Source organism: Ruegeria sp. AK11 (assembly GCF_056541095.1).
In genome coordinates this window covers 515245-531293 of the sequence record NZ_JBQFXU010000001.1, presented here as the reverse complement: position 1 = coordinate 531293, position 16049 = coordinate 515245, and the positions used below count along the sequence as shown (strand labels likewise).

Below are 16049 nucleotides of genomic sequence, written 5' to 3'. Positions count from 1 at the left end.
AGGCGCTGAAATGTCCGACCTGCTTGATGACCCGATTCCGGGCCAAAACACCCCTGAATACACGGTTTCCGAGGTATCGGGCGAGGTAAAACGCACGCTGGAAGGCGCGTTCGGGCGAATCCGCGTGCGCGGCGAAGTTGGCCGCGTGTTCAAGGCCCGATCCGGGCACCTGTACTACGACATCAAGGACGACCGGAACGTTTTGGCCTGCACGACATGGAAAGGTCAGGTTTCCAGCCTCTCGGTCGTGCCAGAGGAAGGGCTGGAGGTTGTCGTCACCGGTCGCCTGACCGCTTTTGGCGCGCAATCCAAATACAACCTGAATGTCGATGAAGTTGCCGTTGCCGGTCAGGGCGCGCTTATGGCCTTGCTGGAAAAGCGCAAGAAGCAGCTTGAGGCCGAAGGTCTGTTTGCGCCCGAGCGTAAGAAGCCCCTGCCGTATCTGCCGCAGATCATCGGCGTCGTGACATCGCCTTCGGGCGCGGTGATCCGTGACATTCTGCACCGGCTTCGGGACAGGTTCCCGCGCAAGGTGTTGATCTGGCCCGTAGCCGTGCAGGGCGCAAACTGCGCCCCCGAGGTTTCCCGCGCCATCGAAGGGTTCAACCAGTTTACACGCGGCGGCGCACTGCCCCGTCCTGACCTGATCATCGTGGCCCGTGGCGGTGGGTCGATCGAAGATCTTTGGGGCTTCAACGAAGAAAGTGTCGCGCGCGCCGCCGCCGCATCGGAAATACCGCTGATTTCGGCCGTCGGGCATGAAACCGACACGACCCTGATTGATTTCGTCTCGGACCGCCGCGCGCCTACACCCACAGCTGCGGCAGAGCTGGCCGTGCCGGTCCGCATCGAACTGCTCGCCTGGACCGGAGAGCAAGGCGCCCGTCTGTCGCGCGCGGCAACGGACGCGGTGCAGCGCCGTTCGCAAAGGCTGCGCGATTTGTCCCGCGCCCTGCCGCGCCCTGACAGTCTGTTGAACTCCCCCCGGCAACGCCTTGATTTGATTGCAGATCGCCTGACCCCGGCTTTGACGCGAGGAGTGCAAAACCGCCGCCTGCAAGTTGTGGAACTGTCAGCCCATCTGCGCCCGTCAACTCTGCGCGGTCTGGTCTCGGCCCGGAAGGAATCACTGCGCAACCTGTCGTCGCGCCTGTCCCTGCGCCCAATTCAACGCGAGATCGGCCAGCACGCGCAAAACCTTGCCCGGCTTGGTGACCGGATGAACGCGGCGCAGACCACGCGGCTGGATCGTCTGAAACATCAGCTTGAGGCCACAGACCGCCTGCGCGAAACGCTCAGCTACAAGGCGACGCTGGAACGCGGATATGCCGTGGTTCGCGCAGATGGGAATGTCATCACGACCAAGGCCGAGGCCGCAAAACACACGGTGCTGGACATCGAATTCGCCGATGGCATTCTTGGCACCGGGACAGCCGCAAAGCAGACCAACCGGAAATCCAAACCGGATACACCAGATCAAGGATCGTTGTTCTAAGCCATGCTGACAATCTGGGGCCGCAAAACGTCATCGAATGTTCAGGCCCTGATGTGGTGCGTCGGAGAGATGGATCTGCGCTTTCACCGCCACGATGCAAGGCACAGATTCGGCGGGCTGGACACCGATGCCTTTCGCAAGCTGAACCCGAACGGCACCATCCCAGTGCTACAGGATGGCAATCACCCACCGCTGTGGGAAACCGGCGCAATCCTGCGCTACCTGGCGAATGCCTATGGCGGGAATGCGTTCTGGCCACGCGACCCGGTCCAACGGGCTGAAATCGACAAATGGGCGGAATGGGCCAAGATCAACGTTGCGATGGATTTCACGGTGCCCGTGTTCTGGCAGGTTGTCCGGACCGCCCCGGCAGAGCAGGACCAAAACGCGATTGAGCAGGCCGTTGCCGCGCTGGATAGCAAACTGGTACTTGCCGATACCCGGCTGTCAGAAAACACCTACCTGTGCGGGCCCGATCTGACGCTGGCCGATATTCAGCTGGGACATATCCTTTATCGCTATTACGACATCGCGATATCCCGCGCGGTCCTGCCCAACCTGCGGCGCTATTACGATAAGCTGACAGAAAGACCTGCATATCAGCAGCATGTCATGCTCAGCTATGATGAGCTTCGGGTGACCTAGTCAGACACCGACGTCGGGGCCATAACACACCATTTCTTCCCCGATATCTTCCGCCTCGTACAGTTCGGTCGCCTGCGGGTCGCCTTCAAACTGCGCGACAAGGCCACCGCCGGATCGCGTAAAGACCCAGCATTGCGGATCAAACCGGTCTTCGTAGATGAAACAAATCTGCTCTTCCTGCTGATACCATACACCTTCCTTGCAATCGCCATCCAGAAATGACCAGATCACGCGGCGGTTGGGCAAATAGCGTTCGACCCCGTAAACCTGCCCTTCGAAACCGTAAAACAGGGTCTTGCCCTGCGTATAGGTGTCGAATTCGGGGCCGGACAAAGGGGTCTGGGCCGCAGCGGGCGGTGCGGCAAAGCAGGCGAGAATCATCAGCGCTCGGAACATACGCCCATTGTGTCAGATGCGATCCCGCTATGCCATTCACCCTTTGGCCAGGGCTTGGGGAAACACGCTTAACTCAACGTAAGCGCTTGATTATATGCCGCGCTCGGGATGAAGGTATTCGAAAACCGCGGTGAGGTGACATGACAACCTTTCTCTTCTGGATCGCCCTTGGCTGCGCATTGGGATACCTGCCCCTGACGGCCCGACCAGCCAGTTCCTTGCGCACTGTGCTGAAAACCTCCTCGGTCGCCGCGCTGGCAGTCATTGCGGTTCTGCAGGGCAGCCCATGGATGCTTGCCGCTGCGCTTGCCCTGTGCGCAACCGGGGACGCGCTGTTGTCGCGTGAAACGGATGCCACGTTCATGGCCGGCATTGCCGCTTTTGCCGCCGGGCATCTGGCCTATATCGCCCTGTTCCTGTCGCATCCTGCCAGCTCCGCCAGCCTGATCTGGGATGCCCCCGCGATCGTGTGGTCTCTGGTCATTCTGGGCATTGTCATGGCCACACTGCTTGCCCCCCGCGCCGGAGACCTGAAAGGCCCTGTTCTGGCCTATATCCCGATCATCCTTGGCATGGGGATCACCGTGCTGGCGCTGCCCCAGACAGGTGCCTTGCGATGGGCATTCCCGGCTGCAATCGCCTTCATCGCGTCCGATCTGATCCTTGCTACGGAAAAGTTCCTGCTGCCTGCGAACCACCCCGCCCACAAGCTGACGCCCTATCTGATCTGGCCGCTCTACTGGGGCGCGCAATTTGGTTTCGTCTTCGCTTTTGCGTGACCCTTTGCAACTGCCGCAAATCCGCATTAGGTGAAAGGAACACCTGCGGAGACCAAATATGGCGTTTTTCTCAAAGCTAAAGGACAAGCTGTTCAAATCCTCATCCCGCCTCGAACAGGGGCTGGACGCCATCGTCGAGGATGGTGGCGAGGAAACCGCCGCACCCGACCCTGTCCTCCCCGAACCTGAGCCCGAGCCGCAACCGGTCCCGGAAATTCCGGCCCCTGAACCGGCGCAGGAACCGGCTGAACAACCTGCCCCCGCCCCGGCGGACCCCAAGCCCATTGCCCCACCGCCGGAAATTCCCGAATCCAAAGGCATCCTGAACCGTCTGTTCAGCCGCGGCGGCGCCGCCACTGAAATGCGCCGCACGCTGGATGACGACATGCTCGAGCAACTCGAAGAGCTGCTGATCGCTTCTGACATGGGCGTCGACACCGCCCTGCGTGTCACCTCGAACATGGCCGAGGGGCGCTTTGGGCGCAAACTCTCGACCCGGGAAATCAAACAGTTGCTGGCGCAGGAAGTGGCCCGCGTGATGGAGCCCGTGGCCAGGCCCCTGCCGATCTATCCCAAACGCCCGCAAGTGGTGCTGGTCGTCGGTGTCAACGGCTCGGGCAAGACCACGACCATCGGCAAACTGGCCAGCCAGTTCAAGCAGGCTGGCAAAAAAGTCGTCATCGCCGCCGGTGACACCTTTCGCGCTGCGGCCGTCGAACAATTGCAAGTCTGGGGCGATCGCGCCGGGGTTCCGGTTCTGACCGCGCCCGAGGGCTCGGACCCCGCCAGCCTCGCCTTTGACGCGCTGACCCGGGCTCAGGCCGAAGGCGCGGATCTGCTGATGATCGATACCGCCGGGCGCCTGCAAAACCGCACCGACCTGATGGAGGAACTGGCCAAGATCGTCCGCGTCATCCGCAAGGTCGACGAGACCGCACCGCACAACACCTTGCTGGTCCTTGACGCCACCACAGGTCAGAACGCGCTGAGCCAGGTGGAAACCTTTCGCAAGCTGGCCGATGTCTCGGGCCTGATCATGACCAAGCTGGACGGAACCGCCAAGGGCGGTGTTCTTGTCGCGCTGGCCGACAAGTTCGGCCTGCCGATCCACGCTATCGGGGTGGGAGAACAGATCGATGACCTTGCCCCCTTCGATCCCGAAGAATTCGCCGCCGCCCTGACCGGGCTCGACAAGGGCTGATCCGCCACTTCATCTGGCCCCAAATATCCTCGGGGGTGTGGGGGCAGACAGCCCCCACCCCTCTCCGCCCTACAAAAGGTCTGCGTATTTGAGCGACTGGCTGATCTCACTTGAAGGCACCGAAGCCGGTCACCAACTGGCGCTGGCACTGGCGTTGATGGCCGCTTTCCTGCACGCCGCGTTCGGGGCGCTGCAGAAAGGCCGTCATGATCCATGGCTGTCCCGCGGTGCCATTGACGCCAGCTATGGCCTGATGGCCGCCCCGTTTGCCTTTTTCGTGGTGCCCTGGCCTGAACCTCATATGTGGCCGATCTTCGCCCTCGCCTGGCTGATCCACATTGCCTACAAGACGCTGCAGGCCGCGGCGTACACCAAAGGGTCCTACACGGTCGTCTATCCCGTCGTGCGCGGGACAGGCCCGCTGTTTACGGTCATTGGTGCCTATCTTCTGTTCGGTGAAACATTCTCGACCGTGCAGTGGCTGGGCGTCGCAACCCTGCTGGCCGGGATATTCGGCCTGGCCGCCTATAATTTCCGGTTTCTTGAAACCAACCGGGACACGCTGGGGATTGCGCTGGTCCTGGCGATCATCACGGGGCTGTTTGTCGCCCTTTACACCACCTATGACGCCTATGGCATACGCGCCACCGCCGACCCGTTCACATTTCTGGCCTGGTTCTTCATGATCGACGGCGCGGCGATGCCGGTCTACGCCTTCCTCAGATGGCGCGCGATGACGCATCGCCCTGCGCCCGGCCCGCTGATGTTGCGGGGGCTGGCCGGCGGGATCATCGCGCCTTTGTCCTTCGGTTCGATCATGCTGGCCACACGACTGGACAAAGTCGGCGAAGCCGCCGTGCTGCGCGAAACCTCAACCGTCTTTGCGGCGCTGATCGGCTGGCTTGTCCTGAAGGAAACCGTTGGCCCAAGGCGCATTGCATTGATGGCATTGATTGCACTCGGCGCCGTAATAGTTGAAATGGGCGGGTAAGCAGCAGGACATACCGATGACAGCCAAAAAAGACATCAACCCATTTCTGAAACAGGCGTTGGAGCTTGGCCCGCCGCTGGCCTTCTTCTTCATCTACCTGCGCTTGCGTGATGACAGCTTTCTGATCGGTGGCACCGAATATTCCGGCTTTATCATCGCGACGATTATCTTCGTCCCCCTGATGCTGGGGGCAATGGGTATCCTGTGGTACCTCACCGGCCAGCTTAGCCGGATGCAGATTTTCACGGCCTTCATGGTTATTTTCTTCGGCAGCCTGACCGCATGGTTCAATGACGAGCGGTTTTTCAAGATGAAAACCACGCTTGTCTATGGCCTGTTCGCCCTGATCCTTGGCATCGGGTTGCTGCAAAAGAAATCTTATCTGGCCTACGTATTGGATGAAATGCTGCCGATGAAGCACGAAGGCTGGATGATTCTGACACGCCGCCTTTGCGCCTGTTTCGCTGTTCTGGCCGCGGCAAACGAGTTTGTCTGGCGCACCATGTCGACCGACCTTTGGGTCAAGATCGAGACCTTCGGATTTCCCATTGCGCTGATGGCCTTCCTGATGCTGCAATTCAGCATCCTGCAACGCTATATGGACGACCCGGAACAGAAATAGCTGTTCTGACGTCGCCATACCTGCAAAATCAAACAAAATTCTTGGCTTAGCCGCCGAGCTATGGGAAGTTGTGTCACCACCCACACTCACACCTTGCCCAAGATCGGTGTATACATGACGGCCTTTCCCACCAGCGGCTTCCTTTCCGAAGCCTCCGACGGGCTTAGAGAGATGCTTTCCGCGCAGGCGACCGACATCTCGCTGGCTCAAGGAGAAACCCTTTTCGAACAAGGCGATGAAGGGGATTCGCTCTATGCCATTCTGGCAGGCACGCTTGAAGTGTCCTTTCTGGCGATGAGCGGTCGAAAGCTGACGCTGACGCTGATGCGCCCAGGTGAAGTTTTTGGCGAGATTGCGCTGTTTGACAACGGCCCGCGCACGGCAACCATTGCGGCGGCCGAGCCATCGCGCGTCCTGCGTGTGCGTCGCAATGACGTCATGAACCAGATCAGAAAACAGCCTGATCTTGCCGTGGATCTGATCCGATTGGCCGGGCTGCGGATGCGATGGATGGGGTTGCAGCTGAACGAGCAGGTCTTTTTGCCCATGCCCATTCGACTGGCCCGAAAGCTGCTGCATCTGTCGGAATTGCAGGACGACCCGACGCAGCGCATCACCCTGTCGCAGAGCGAACTTGCCGAATTTGTCGGGGCCACGCGCGAGGCCGTTTCCAAGACAATCTCGATCTGGAAACGCGACAATATTGTCGAATCCTCGCGCGGCGGATTGCTGATTCAGGATTTCGATGCTTTGCGGGAACTGGCCGATTCCGAACTTATCTGAACCAGTGTGATCTAGTTCACATACGAGAGGGTTTGTGTTGACCTAAGGTGAAGTTGTTACCGTAGGAGGTCAGAGAATCATCCCCGATATCTGTCCACTGATCTCTCCCTGTATCTGAGCCATACGCAATTACTGCGTATGGCTCATTTTCTTTCTGCATGCCTCTTCAGGTGTTCAGGCAATGAAAAAGGCCGGGCGCTTGTCCCGGCCTATTCAAATCACTCTTCCAGGCTTAGCGCCACAAATCGCGGCTCGCCCCCCCTGCGGACCAAAAGCAGCAGGGATTTCCGCCCAGCCTCTCGCGATTGGTCCATTCGGGCTTCCAGGTCCGCGATGGTTTCCACCTTTTGCTGACCCGCTTCCGTGATCAGGTCACCCGCACGCAACCCTTTCGCGTAAGCCTCAGACGCTTCATCGACATTCGAAATCACCAGACCTTGGGCATCTGCATCCAATCCCATATCCGCACGCAGCGTATCTGTGAGCGGGGAGATGGTCAGCCCGAGAATATCGGCGTTTTCTTCGACCGGAGCATCCTGCGTTTCTTCTTCGTCATCTTCTTTGCTTTCTGCGTCTTCGCGGCGTCCCAGCGTGACCAGAATTGTCTGCGTGCCGCCATCGCGATGCACAATGACCCGGACAGCTTTGCCGACTTCTGTTTCGCCAACCTGACGGACCAGACCACGGGTGTCTTCGACCTCGACACCGTCAAAGCTGATGATCACGTCGCCTGCTTTCAGACCGGCCTCCTGGGCGGGGCCTTCCGGAACATCGCTGATCAGCGCGCCACCGGGCTTTTCCAGCCCCATGGCCTCGGCCATGTCCTCGGTCACGTCCTGAATGCGGACACCCAGCCAGCCGCGCCGGGTTTCACCAAACTCGCGCAGCTGATCGACAACCTTCACTACCACGTTCGACGCCATCGAAAAGCCGATGCCGATCGAGCCACCGTTGGGCGACAGGATGGCGGTGTTCACGCCGATCACTTCGCCGTCCATGTTGAACAACGGACCGCCCGAGTTGCCCCGGTTGATCGCCGCATCCGTCTGGATGTAGTCGTCATAAGATCCGCTGAGCGCCCGGTTGCGGGCGGATACGATACCAGCGGATACAGAAAAGCCCTGACCAAGCGGGTTGCCCATGGCAATAACCCAATCACCCACACGCGCCACGTCGCTGTCGCCGAATTGCACGTATTTCAAGGGGCCGGACGCTTCGACCTTGAGCAGCGCGATATCGGTTTTCTCATCGGTTCCGATGACCTTGGCCACCAGTTCTTTTTTGGGCTGCCCGTCGCCGGGGAAGAATTCCACAAGGATTTCATCAGCTTCCGCAATGACGTGATTGTTGGTGACAATGTAACCATCTTCAGAGATCACAAAACCCGACCCAAGGGCGTTGCTGCGTCGGGGCGGGCCGTTGTCATTGCCGCCGTTGCGATCCTGAAACTCGCGAAAGAAATCCTCGAACGGAGACCCCTCGGGCACGATGCCCTGCGGACCTGTCTGACCTTCGATCAGGGTGCTTGTGGTGATGTTCACCACGGCCGGGCTGATCTTTTCGGCCAAGGGCGCCAGGCTTTCGCCTCTGGCCTGAGCGGAAACCGACTGCGCCAGCACAAGCAGCGTACCGGCAAAGGCCAGCCACAACAGCCGCATCCAAACACTCACGTCGTCCCACCGGACGGATAAACTGCGCGCTTTCGCCTGCACTTGAGCTCTCCTTGTCGACAATCTTGCCAAGGCCTGTTTCGGCCTTTCTTAGTTTCCAATGTAGTCAGTTTAACCCGGTGAGCAACTCGGGATCGCAGGGAAATCACCCGCACGTGAAACCGCCCCGTCAAAAGCCCAGTTGATATGCCCCCCAGAGCAGGATCAAACCACTGACAACACAAAGCAACCCGGCCAGACGCCGGGCCTGTTCGGGCATGGCGCGCAACGCCTCCAGCATCCGCTCGATAAGCGAAGGGGCCAGCGCATAGGCCAGCCCCTCGACAATCAGTACCAGCCCGAAGGCCAGAAGGATCATGCCCATTATTCAGAGACCGGAGCCGCCGGAACACTCCGCCCTGTGGGTGAACCCAGGTAATTGAAAAATTCGGAATCCGGGCTCAACACCAGCGAGCTGTTACCGCCTTGCAGCGCATTCTGATAGGCCGTCAACGAGCGGTAAAATTCAAAGAACTCCGGATCGGCGCTATAAGCTTCGGCAAAGATCGCGTTGCGTTCGGCGTCGGCTTCACCGCGGGTGATCTCAGCCTCACGGCGCGCATCCGACACCAGTTCAACCACAGTCCGGTCAGCCTGCGCGCGCACACGTTGCGCCGCCTCGTTACCACGTGCGCGTTCATCTGTCGCTTCACGTTCCCGCTCGGCCTTCATCCTGTCAAATGTGGCCTCAAGGTTGGCCTGCGGCAAGTCGGTCGCTTTCAGGCGCACGTCGATTACGGTGACGCCTAACGCCTGCGCTTCGGCAATCGCGCTATTTCGAATGCGCAGCATCAAGGCTGCACGGTCCGAGCTGAGGATGTCACGCGAGGAAACCGAACCCAGTACTTCGCGGGTTTCAGCACGCAGAATGCGGTCCAGACGATCCTCGGCCACCGGGATACCACCGACGCCAACGGCCTGACGGAACTGTTCCAGATCAGAAATTCGATAACGCGCAAACGCATCAACCACCAGACGACGATCATCCAGCGGAGTAACTTCCAGCGGGTGGACATCGATGGACAGGATGCGGTTGTCATAGCGCACTACTTCTTGAATCACCGGTATCTTGAACGCCAGACCTGGCTCCTCCTTCACCGCGACAACGCGGCCAAATTGTAGAACCAGAGCACGTTCGCGCTCGTCCACGATGAAAATCGAGGAAAGAACACCGACTACCGCGATGAAAACGATCGGCAAAATAAATGTCGTCTTACGCATCAGTTGCTCTCCCCAGAAGGACTACGGCGCAGCTCATTCAGCGGCAGGTAGGGCACGACGCCCTGCCCTTGTCCACTCGAACTCGGGTCTAGAATGATCTTGTCGACGTCACCCAAAATCTGTTCCATCCGCTCCAAGTACAGACGCTTGCGAGTCACGTCCGGTGCCTTGGAGTATTCTTCCAGAACCGCGCTAAAGCGGCTGGCCTCACCCTGAGCACTATTGATTTGTTGGGCGCGGTACCCTTCAGCCTCTTCCAGAATCTGTGCGGCTTCACCGCGTGCCTCGGCCAGCACACGGTTGGCATAAGCGTCTGCCACGTTCTGCAACCGGTCACGTTCTTGCGCGGCAGCCTGGACATCGCGGAAGGAGGCGATCACGTCCTGTGGCGGGTCGGCTTTGTCAAAGTTGACGCGAATGATGTTCACACCCGAATCGTAGCTGTCCATTGTATCCTGAATCAGCACCTGCAAACGGTCGGCGATTACGCCGCGATCACGGTTAAGGATCGGTGCAAGCTCGCTTTGCGCAATGATCTCACGCATCGCGGATTCGGACACGGCTCGGATCGTCTGGCGCGGATCACGCAGATTAAACAGGTACTTGGCCGGGTCGTTGATGTTCCAGACAACCTGATAATCTATGTCGACCACATTCTCGTCGCCGGTCAGCATCAGGCCATCGTCGCTACCACGCGCGCCACCCATGTCTTCGTTCTGTTCGCGGGTCACCGGTATGACCTCGGCGGTTACAAACGGCCATGGCGCAAAGTTCAGGCCCGGATTGCCGACGGCCGAGAATTCGCCCAGAAACAGTTCGACAGACTGTTCTTCGGGTTTGACAGTATAAAAGCTCGCAAGCCCCCAGACTACTGCAGCTGCAACAAGGCCAATCGCAACTGTGCCCTTGGTAAAGGCCGGACCGCCACCGCCCTGATCACCGCTACCGCCACGGCCACCGCCGCCACGGCCGCCCATGAGGACGCGCAGCTGTTCCTGGCCTTTTTTCATCAGTTCGTCGATCTCGGGGATATGCGGGCCATCGCTTTCGGGGGGCTTGCGCCCGTCCCCGTTGTTACCCCGATTTCCTCCGCCACCGGATGAGCCTCCGCCCCCCCAGGGGCCGCCGCTGTTGCCCGCCATAAGTATCTTTTCCTTCGTTTTGGACCGTGTGATCACGGGTTCCCTTGTAACGTGTGTGCGCGCGCTTGCAAATCAAGCCGTGCGCACAGGTTGCCGCATTGTCACCAGTTCTTCGGCCATGACCGGGTGAACTGCAACCGTACGGTCAAAATCTTCCTTGGTCGCGCCCATCTTTACGGCGATTCCCGCCAGCTGGATCATCTCGCCGGCACCGGGGGCGACAATATGGCAACCCAACACCTTGCGCGTCGCCTGAGAGACGATGAGTTTCATCAGCACCCGCTGCGTGCCGCCAGCAAAAGATTTCTGCATCGGCTTGAAAGATGTGGCATAGACCTCGATTGGTTCCTGCGCTGCCGCCTCTTCTTCGCTGAGGCCTACGGTACCCATCTCAGGCTGAGTGAAGATCGCAGTCGGGATCAAGTCGTGATCCACCGGTGTCGGATTGCCTTTGAATACGGTTTCCACAAAAGCCATCCCTTCACGGATCGCAACCGGTGTCAGGTTCACCCGGTCGGTCACATCGCCAATGGCATAGATCGAGGGCACAGCGGTCTGGCTGTATTCATCCACGATGATCTCGCCCTTACGGCCGCGTTCAACGCCCAAAGCCTCTAGCCCAAGGTTATCGGCATTCGGCGCACGGCCCGTGGCATACATCACCACATCATAACTCTGCTCGGAGCCGTTGGTGGCCTTGACCCAGATCTTGTCGCCCTGCTTTTTCATCTCGAGCACATTGGTGCCCAGATGCAGGTCGATGCCGTTCTGACACATTTCTTCGCTGATCAGTCCACGCGCCTCGTCATCAAACCCCCGAAGGATCTGTGCGCCGCGATAGAACTGAGTCGTCCTGACCCCCAGCCCGTTCATGATCCCGGCAAATTCACAGGCAATATAACCGCCCCCAACGATCAGGATGCTTTCGGGCAGCTTGTCCAGGTGGAATATCTCGTTCGACGTAATCGCCAGTTCCGAGCCCGGAAAATCCGGAACAACCGGGCGACCGCCGGTGGCGACAAGAATGTGTTTGGCCGTTTTGCGGGTTCCGTCGGCCAGCTCGACCGTGTGGGCATCCACAAGGCGCGCACGATGGTCAAAGCTTTCGACGCCGTTGTTCTTCAGGATATTGCGATATATCCCTTCCAACCGATCAAGCTCGGCCACCAGCTTGCCGTGAAAACTGTTCCAGTTGAACGCGCCGGGCTGAATGTCCCAGCCATAGGCCTGCGCGTCCCCGACCATGCCCGAGTATTCGCTGGCAAAGACCATCAGCTTCTTGGGTACGCAGCCCCGGATCACACAGGTGCCGCCATACCGGTCTTCTTCGGCCAGCGCGACCTTGGCGCCGGTTTCACCCGCCGCAACACGCGCCGCGCGGACCCCGCCCGAACCTCCACCGATGACAAAAAGATCATAGTCAAAGCTCATGCCGGGTTCCTTCGTTCAACTTGCAAAATTCTCTGGATATCTGGGTGTAAAAAACCCTGTGCCAACCCCCGGCGTGGAAAATTCGAACTTTCATAGCCACTTGCCGGAGGGACCTGCACGATACTCAGTCCGAAAAATCGGAAAACAGGTTATCGCGCGATCTGCTGAGCAGCTGATCCATTGCGACCGTACCCGCGTTGATATCACGCAGCTCGACCCGGCCATCGCCATGGCCGATCACGACCTTGTCGCAGATGTCGATGAACAGGCCATTTTCCACAACACCGGGCACCTGGTTCAGGATCAGCGCCATCTGGCGCGGGTTGCCGATGCGCTTGAGGTGCAGGTCAAGGATGTGGTTGCCCTCATCGGTCACAAACGGGGCCTCGCCATTCATGCGCAGCGCCGAGGATGTCCCAAGCACATCCATCGTATCCAGAGCTTCCTCGATCAATGTGCGTGTTGTCTGCCAGCCAAAGGGAATGACCTCGACAGGCAGCGGAAAGGCCCCCAGAGTTTCAACTTCTTTGCCTGCATCGGCGATGACGATCATCTGGTCGCTGGCCGTGGCCACAATCTTTTCCTGCAGATGCGCACCGCCACCGCCCTTGATCAGGTTCAGGTCCTGATCGAACTCATCCGCGCCGTCGATGGTCATGTCCAGCCAACCGGCCTGATCCAGTGAAATGACGTCGATACCAACCTCGCGGGCAAGCTGCGCCGTGCGGGTCGAGGTTGGAACACCCTTGATCCGCAGTCCGTCTTCGCGCACCCGTTCACCCAGACGGCGCACCAGCCAGGCGGCTGTCGATCCTGTGCCAAGGCCCACGCGCATCCCGTCTTCAACCATGTCGGCGGCACGGTACGCGGCAACATATTTCGCGGTGTCGATTGGCGACAGATCTCTGGTCATGGCAGCTTTCCCAGTTTATTCTGACGGAGTTATAGGGAATGCGTCAGACGACTGCGACCCCATTTTGCGATCCGACAGGTGTTAAGATGTCTCAGGACTACGCGTTTCCTGTCGGAAAAGTCGCAATCATGTCTTACACCCACATCTTTGCGCTGTAAGTTGCGCGCATGTTGACCCCGTACCGCCTGCATTATGCCCCTGACAACGCCTCGCTGGTGATCCGGCTGGCGCTGGACGAGATGGGCGTGGCTTATGAAACCGTGCTGGTGGACCGCCGCCAGAACGAGCAGGACAGCGACGCGTATCGGTCGCTTAATCCCAACGGGCTGATCCCGGTTCTGGAAACGCCGCAGGGCCCGATCTTTGAAACTGCGGCGATCCTGCTTTGGCTGACAGAGCGCCATGGTCAACTGGCCCCGGCGGTGGATGATCCTGAACGCGCCGGATTTCTGAAATGGCTGTTCTTCGCGTCCAACACGTTGCATGCGGATCTGCGCATCCTGTTCTACGCTGAAAAATACATAGACGCCTCACAGGCCGACACGCTGCGCGCGGGCATCCGACCCCGGTTGCTGCAGCACCTGCGGTTGCTGGATGCGCTGGCGCAACGCGGGCCTGAGTGGTTTCGCGCAGGTGTCCCATCGGTTCTGACCTATTATGTCGCCTGCATGATGCGCTGGATGGCCCTGTACCCTGTAAGTACTGACCGCAGCTGGTATCAACTGGCCGACACGCCGCATCTGCAGAAAGTGCTTCTGCACCTTGAGACATGCCCCGCCACCCGTTCGGCAATCGCTGCGGAAGGTTTGGGCGTTACACCCTTCACATCCCCTACTTACGCTAATCCCCCGGAAGGCTCGGCTATCTGATATGTTCCTATCTGTCTTCGATATGTTCAAAGTGGGCATTGGCCCGTCTTCATCTCACACAATGGGCCCGATGGTGGCCGCGGCGCGCTTTCTGGACATGATGCGCGCGTCCCCCTTTGAATTTACGGGTCTGAAAGGTTCACTGCACGGCTCGCTGGCCTTCACCGGCGTCGGCCATGCGACCGATCGGGCGACCATTCTGGGTCTGGCGGGCTTTGTTCCCGACACCTATGACAACGAAAAGGCCGAGGCCGCGCTGGCCGATATCGCACGCACGCACACCGTAACGCCCGAAGGCCTGCCGACGCTTCATTTCGATCCCAAGGCGGATCTGATCTTTGACTACGACAACAATTTGCCCGGGCACGCTAACGGGATGATCCTGATGGCCACCGACGCACAGGGCGATGTGATCCTGCGGCAGGTGTATTATTCGATCGGCGGCGGTTTTGTCCTGACCGAGGAAGAACTGGCCGAGGGGAAAGACACCAATGAAGGCGACCCGGTCCCGTTCCCGTTCAAATCCGCCGCAGAAATGCTTGAGATGGCCAAATCCAGTGGCAAGACCATAGCCGGGATGAAGCGCGCAAACGAGATCGCGCGGGGCTGCGCCGACAGTTTCGCGAAAGGATCGGCCCGTTTGTGGGACGTCATGAACGCCTGTATCGAACGCGGCTTGACCACCGACGGCATCCTTCCGGGCGGTTTGAAAGTGCGCCGCCGCGCGAAAGGCATCTATGATGCGCTGATGGCCGAGCGCGGCATGAACCTGACCGCGCCCCACACGATCAACGACTGGATGAGCGTCTATGCCATGGCGGTCAACGAGGAAAACGCGGCGGGCGGGCAGGTTGTCACCGCGCCCACCAACGGGGCCGCAGGTGTTCTGCCCGCTGTTCTGCGCTATTACCTGGATCACGTACCGGGCGCGTCCGAAAGCCATATCGAAGATTTCCTGCTGACCGCAGCGGCCATTGGCGGGTTGGTGAAATACAACGCCTCGATCTCGGGTGCCGAAGCGGGATGTCAGGCCGAAGTTGGCAGCGCGGCTGCCATGGCGGCAGCCGGGCTTTGCGCCGTGATGGGGGGAACCCCCGAGCAAGTGGAAAATGCCGCTGAGATCGCGCTGGAGCATCATCTGGGCATGACCTGCGACCCTGTTGCCGGTTTGGTTCAGGTTCCTTGTATCGAACGTAACGGGCTGGGGGCCATCAAAGCGGTCTCAGCCGCCTCGCTGGCCTTGCGCGGGGATGGTCAGCATTTCGTGCCGCTGGACGCAGTGATCGAGACGATGCGCCAGACCGGCCATGACATGCATGAGAAATACAAGGAAACGTCGCTGGGTGGTCTGGCTGTGAACGTACCGAATTGCTGAAACAGAAAGCGAGGGGCGACATGCGTGGACATTGTCTGTGCGGCAAGATCCGGTTCGAGGTCGACCCTCCGGTACTGTCATGCGTCACCTGCCATTGCGACAGTTGCCGTCGCCAATGCGCAGCGCCGATGACAACGTATTTCGGAGTTCGGGATGGCCATTGGCGGTGGACCGGTGAAGAGCCCAAGCATTTCAACTCCTCTCCCGGTGTCGAGCGCAGCTTCTGCCCGCACTGCGGCACGCCAATGTCCTTCCGTTCAACCGCCATGTCGGATGTGATGCACCTTTATGTCGCGACACTGGACTCTCCTGACACACTGGAACCTACGTTGCATGTCGCGCATGAAGAAAAGCTGAAATGGCTGAAATTGGAGGATGGTTTGCCCACCTGCATCGGGCCGGATTACACCAAGGTTCATCCCCTGCCCGACCGCTGACAACAGCGCTTCCCTCTGCGTCGCGAAACAGATAGCGTCG

Annotated in this window: 17 protein-coding genes; 10 read left to right on the top strand and 7 right to left on the bottom strand. The window is 59.5% G+C overall.

The annotated features are described in order from the left end of the window. The first annotated feature begins 10 nt into the window (after positions 1 to 10). Together xseA and ACR0D9_RS02740 are read left to right on the top strand one after the other, a co-directional pair. Entirely contained in the window at positions 11 to 1495 is a 1485-nt protein-coding gene (gene xseA, locus ACR0D9_RS02745; RefSeq protein ID WP_480537555.1) for an exodeoxyribonuclease VII large subunit, read from the top strand. 3 nt (positions 1496 to 1498) lie between these two features. Further along, positions 1499 to 2140: a glutathione S-transferase family protein gene (locus ACR0D9_RS02740; protein ID WP_480537553.1), complete on the top strand. Its 642-nt coding sequence runs from the start codon at positions 1499 to 1501 to the stop codon at positions 2138 to 2140. Here ACR0D9_RS02740 and ACR0D9_RS02735 read toward each other — a convergent pair whose 3' ends face one another. After that, complete coding sequence (locus ACR0D9_RS02735; RefSeq protein WP_267363991.1) at positions 2141 to 2521, bottom strand: hypothetical protein; 381 nt, start codon at positions 2519 to 2521, stop codon at positions 2141 to 2143. A 155-nt stretch (positions 2522 to 2676) separates the two neighbouring features. On the opposite strand from ACR0D9_RS02735, the gene ACR0D9_RS02730 reads away from it, so the two are divergent. The 5 genes from ACR0D9_RS02730 (at position 2677) to ACR0D9_RS02710 (ending at position 6912) form a co-directional block, all read left to right on the top strand. Then, the gene (locus tag ACR0D9_RS02730) at positions 2677 to 3315 is read left to right on the top strand and encodes a lysoplasmalogenase family protein (RefSeq protein WP_480537550.1); all 639 of its coding nucleotides are present in this window, start codon (positions 2677 to 2679) and stop codon (positions 3313 to 3315) included. A 58-nt stretch (positions 3316 to 3373) separates the two neighbouring features. Next, complete coding sequence (gene ftsY, locus ACR0D9_RS02725) at positions 3374 to 4516, top strand: signal recognition particle-docking protein FtsY (RefSeq protein WP_480537548.1); 1143 nt, start codon at positions 3374 to 3376, stop codon at positions 4514 to 4516. Positions 4517 to 4604: 88 nt separating this feature from the next. Next, complete coding sequence (locus ACR0D9_RS02720; protein WP_267363986.1) at positions 4605 to 5507, top strand: EamA family transporter; 903 nt, start codon at positions 4605 to 4607, stop codon at positions 5505 to 5507. 16 nt (positions 5508 to 5523) lie between these two features. Continuing rightward, the gene (locus ACR0D9_RS02715) at positions 5524 to 6129 is read left to right on the top strand and encodes an inner membrane-spanning protein YciB (RefSeq protein WP_480537546.1); all 606 of its coding nucleotides are present in this window, start codon (positions 5524 to 5526) and stop codon (positions 6127 to 6129) included. A 114-nt stretch (positions 6130 to 6243) separates the two neighbouring features. Continuing rightward, the gene (locus tag ACR0D9_RS02710; protein ID WP_209504274.1) at positions 6244 to 6912 is read left to right on the top strand and encodes a Crp/Fnr family transcriptional regulator; all 669 of its coding nucleotides are present in this window, start codon (positions 6244 to 6246) and stop codon (positions 6910 to 6912) included. Between the two features lie 218 nt (positions 6913 to 7130). On the opposite strand, the gene ACR0D9_RS02705 is transcribed toward ACR0D9_RS02710, so the two are convergent. The 6 genes from ACR0D9_RS02705 to rpiA form a co-directional block, all read right to left on the bottom strand. Further along, the gene (locus tag ACR0D9_RS02705; RefSeq protein ID WP_480486035.1) at positions 7131 to 8624 is read right to left on the bottom strand and encodes a DegQ family serine endoprotease; all 1494 of its coding nucleotides are present in this window, start codon (positions 8622 to 8624) and stop codon (positions 7131 to 7133) included. A gap of 127 nt (positions 8625 to 8751) precedes the next feature. Next, positions 8752 to 8946, bottom strand: coding sequence for a DUF2065 domain-containing protein (locus tag ACR0D9_RS02700; RefSeq protein ID WP_267363999.1), 195 nt, complete (start codon positions 8944 to 8946; stop codon positions 8752 to 8754). After that, positions 8946 to 9842 (bottom strand): protease modulator HflC, encoded by an 897-nt coding sequence (gene hflC / locus ACR0D9_RS02695; RefSeq protein ID WP_480476482.1) that lies wholly within the window; start codon positions 9840 to 9842, stop codon positions 8946 to 8948. Before hflC ends, ACR0D9_RS02700 begins: the two co-directional genes overlap by 1 nt. After that, complete coding sequence (gene hflK, locus ACR0D9_RS02690; RefSeq protein WP_480481516.1) at positions 9842 to 10984, bottom strand: FtsH protease activity modulator HflK; 1143 nt, start codon at positions 10982 to 10984, stop codon at positions 9842 to 9844. Before hflK ends, hflC begins: the two co-directional genes overlap by 1 nt. Before the next feature lie 72 nt (positions 10985 to 11056). Next, complete coding sequence (gene gor / locus ACR0D9_RS02685; RefSeq protein WP_480486037.1) at positions 11057 to 12415, bottom strand: glutathione-disulfide reductase; 1359 nt, start codon at positions 12413 to 12415, stop codon at positions 11057 to 11059. A gap of 124 nt (positions 12416 to 12539) precedes the next feature. Then, positions 12540 to 13328: a ribose-5-phosphate isomerase RpiA gene (gene rpiA, locus ACR0D9_RS02680; protein WP_480481520.1), complete on the bottom strand. Its 789-nt coding sequence runs from the start codon at positions 13326 to 13328 to the stop codon at positions 12540 to 12542. A 167-nt stretch (positions 13329 to 13495) separates the two neighbouring features. Here rpiA and ACR0D9_RS02675 point away from each other — a divergent pair, with 167 nt between their 5' ends. The 3 genes from ACR0D9_RS02675 to ACR0D9_RS02665 are packed head-to-tail and all read left to right on the top strand — an operon-like array spanning position 13496 to position 16009. Beyond that, positions 13496 to 14197: a glutathione S-transferase family protein gene (locus tag ACR0D9_RS02675; protein ID WP_480486041.1), complete on the top strand. Its 702-nt coding sequence runs from the start codon at positions 13496 to 13498 to the stop codon at positions 14195 to 14197. Between the two features lies 1 nt (position 14198). Further along, positions 14199 to 15572: an L-serine ammonia-lyase gene (locus ACR0D9_RS02670; protein WP_480537543.1), complete on the top strand. Its 1374-nt coding sequence runs from the start codon at positions 14199 to 14201 to the stop codon at positions 15570 to 15572. A 20-nt stretch (positions 15573 to 15592) separates the two neighbouring features. Next, positions 15593 to 16009, top strand: a complete 417-nt coding sequence (locus ACR0D9_RS02665; RefSeq protein ID WP_480481526.1) for a GFA family protein — start codon at positions 15593 to 15595, stop codon at positions 16007 to 16009. Positions 16010 to 16049 lie beyond the last annotated feature (40 nt).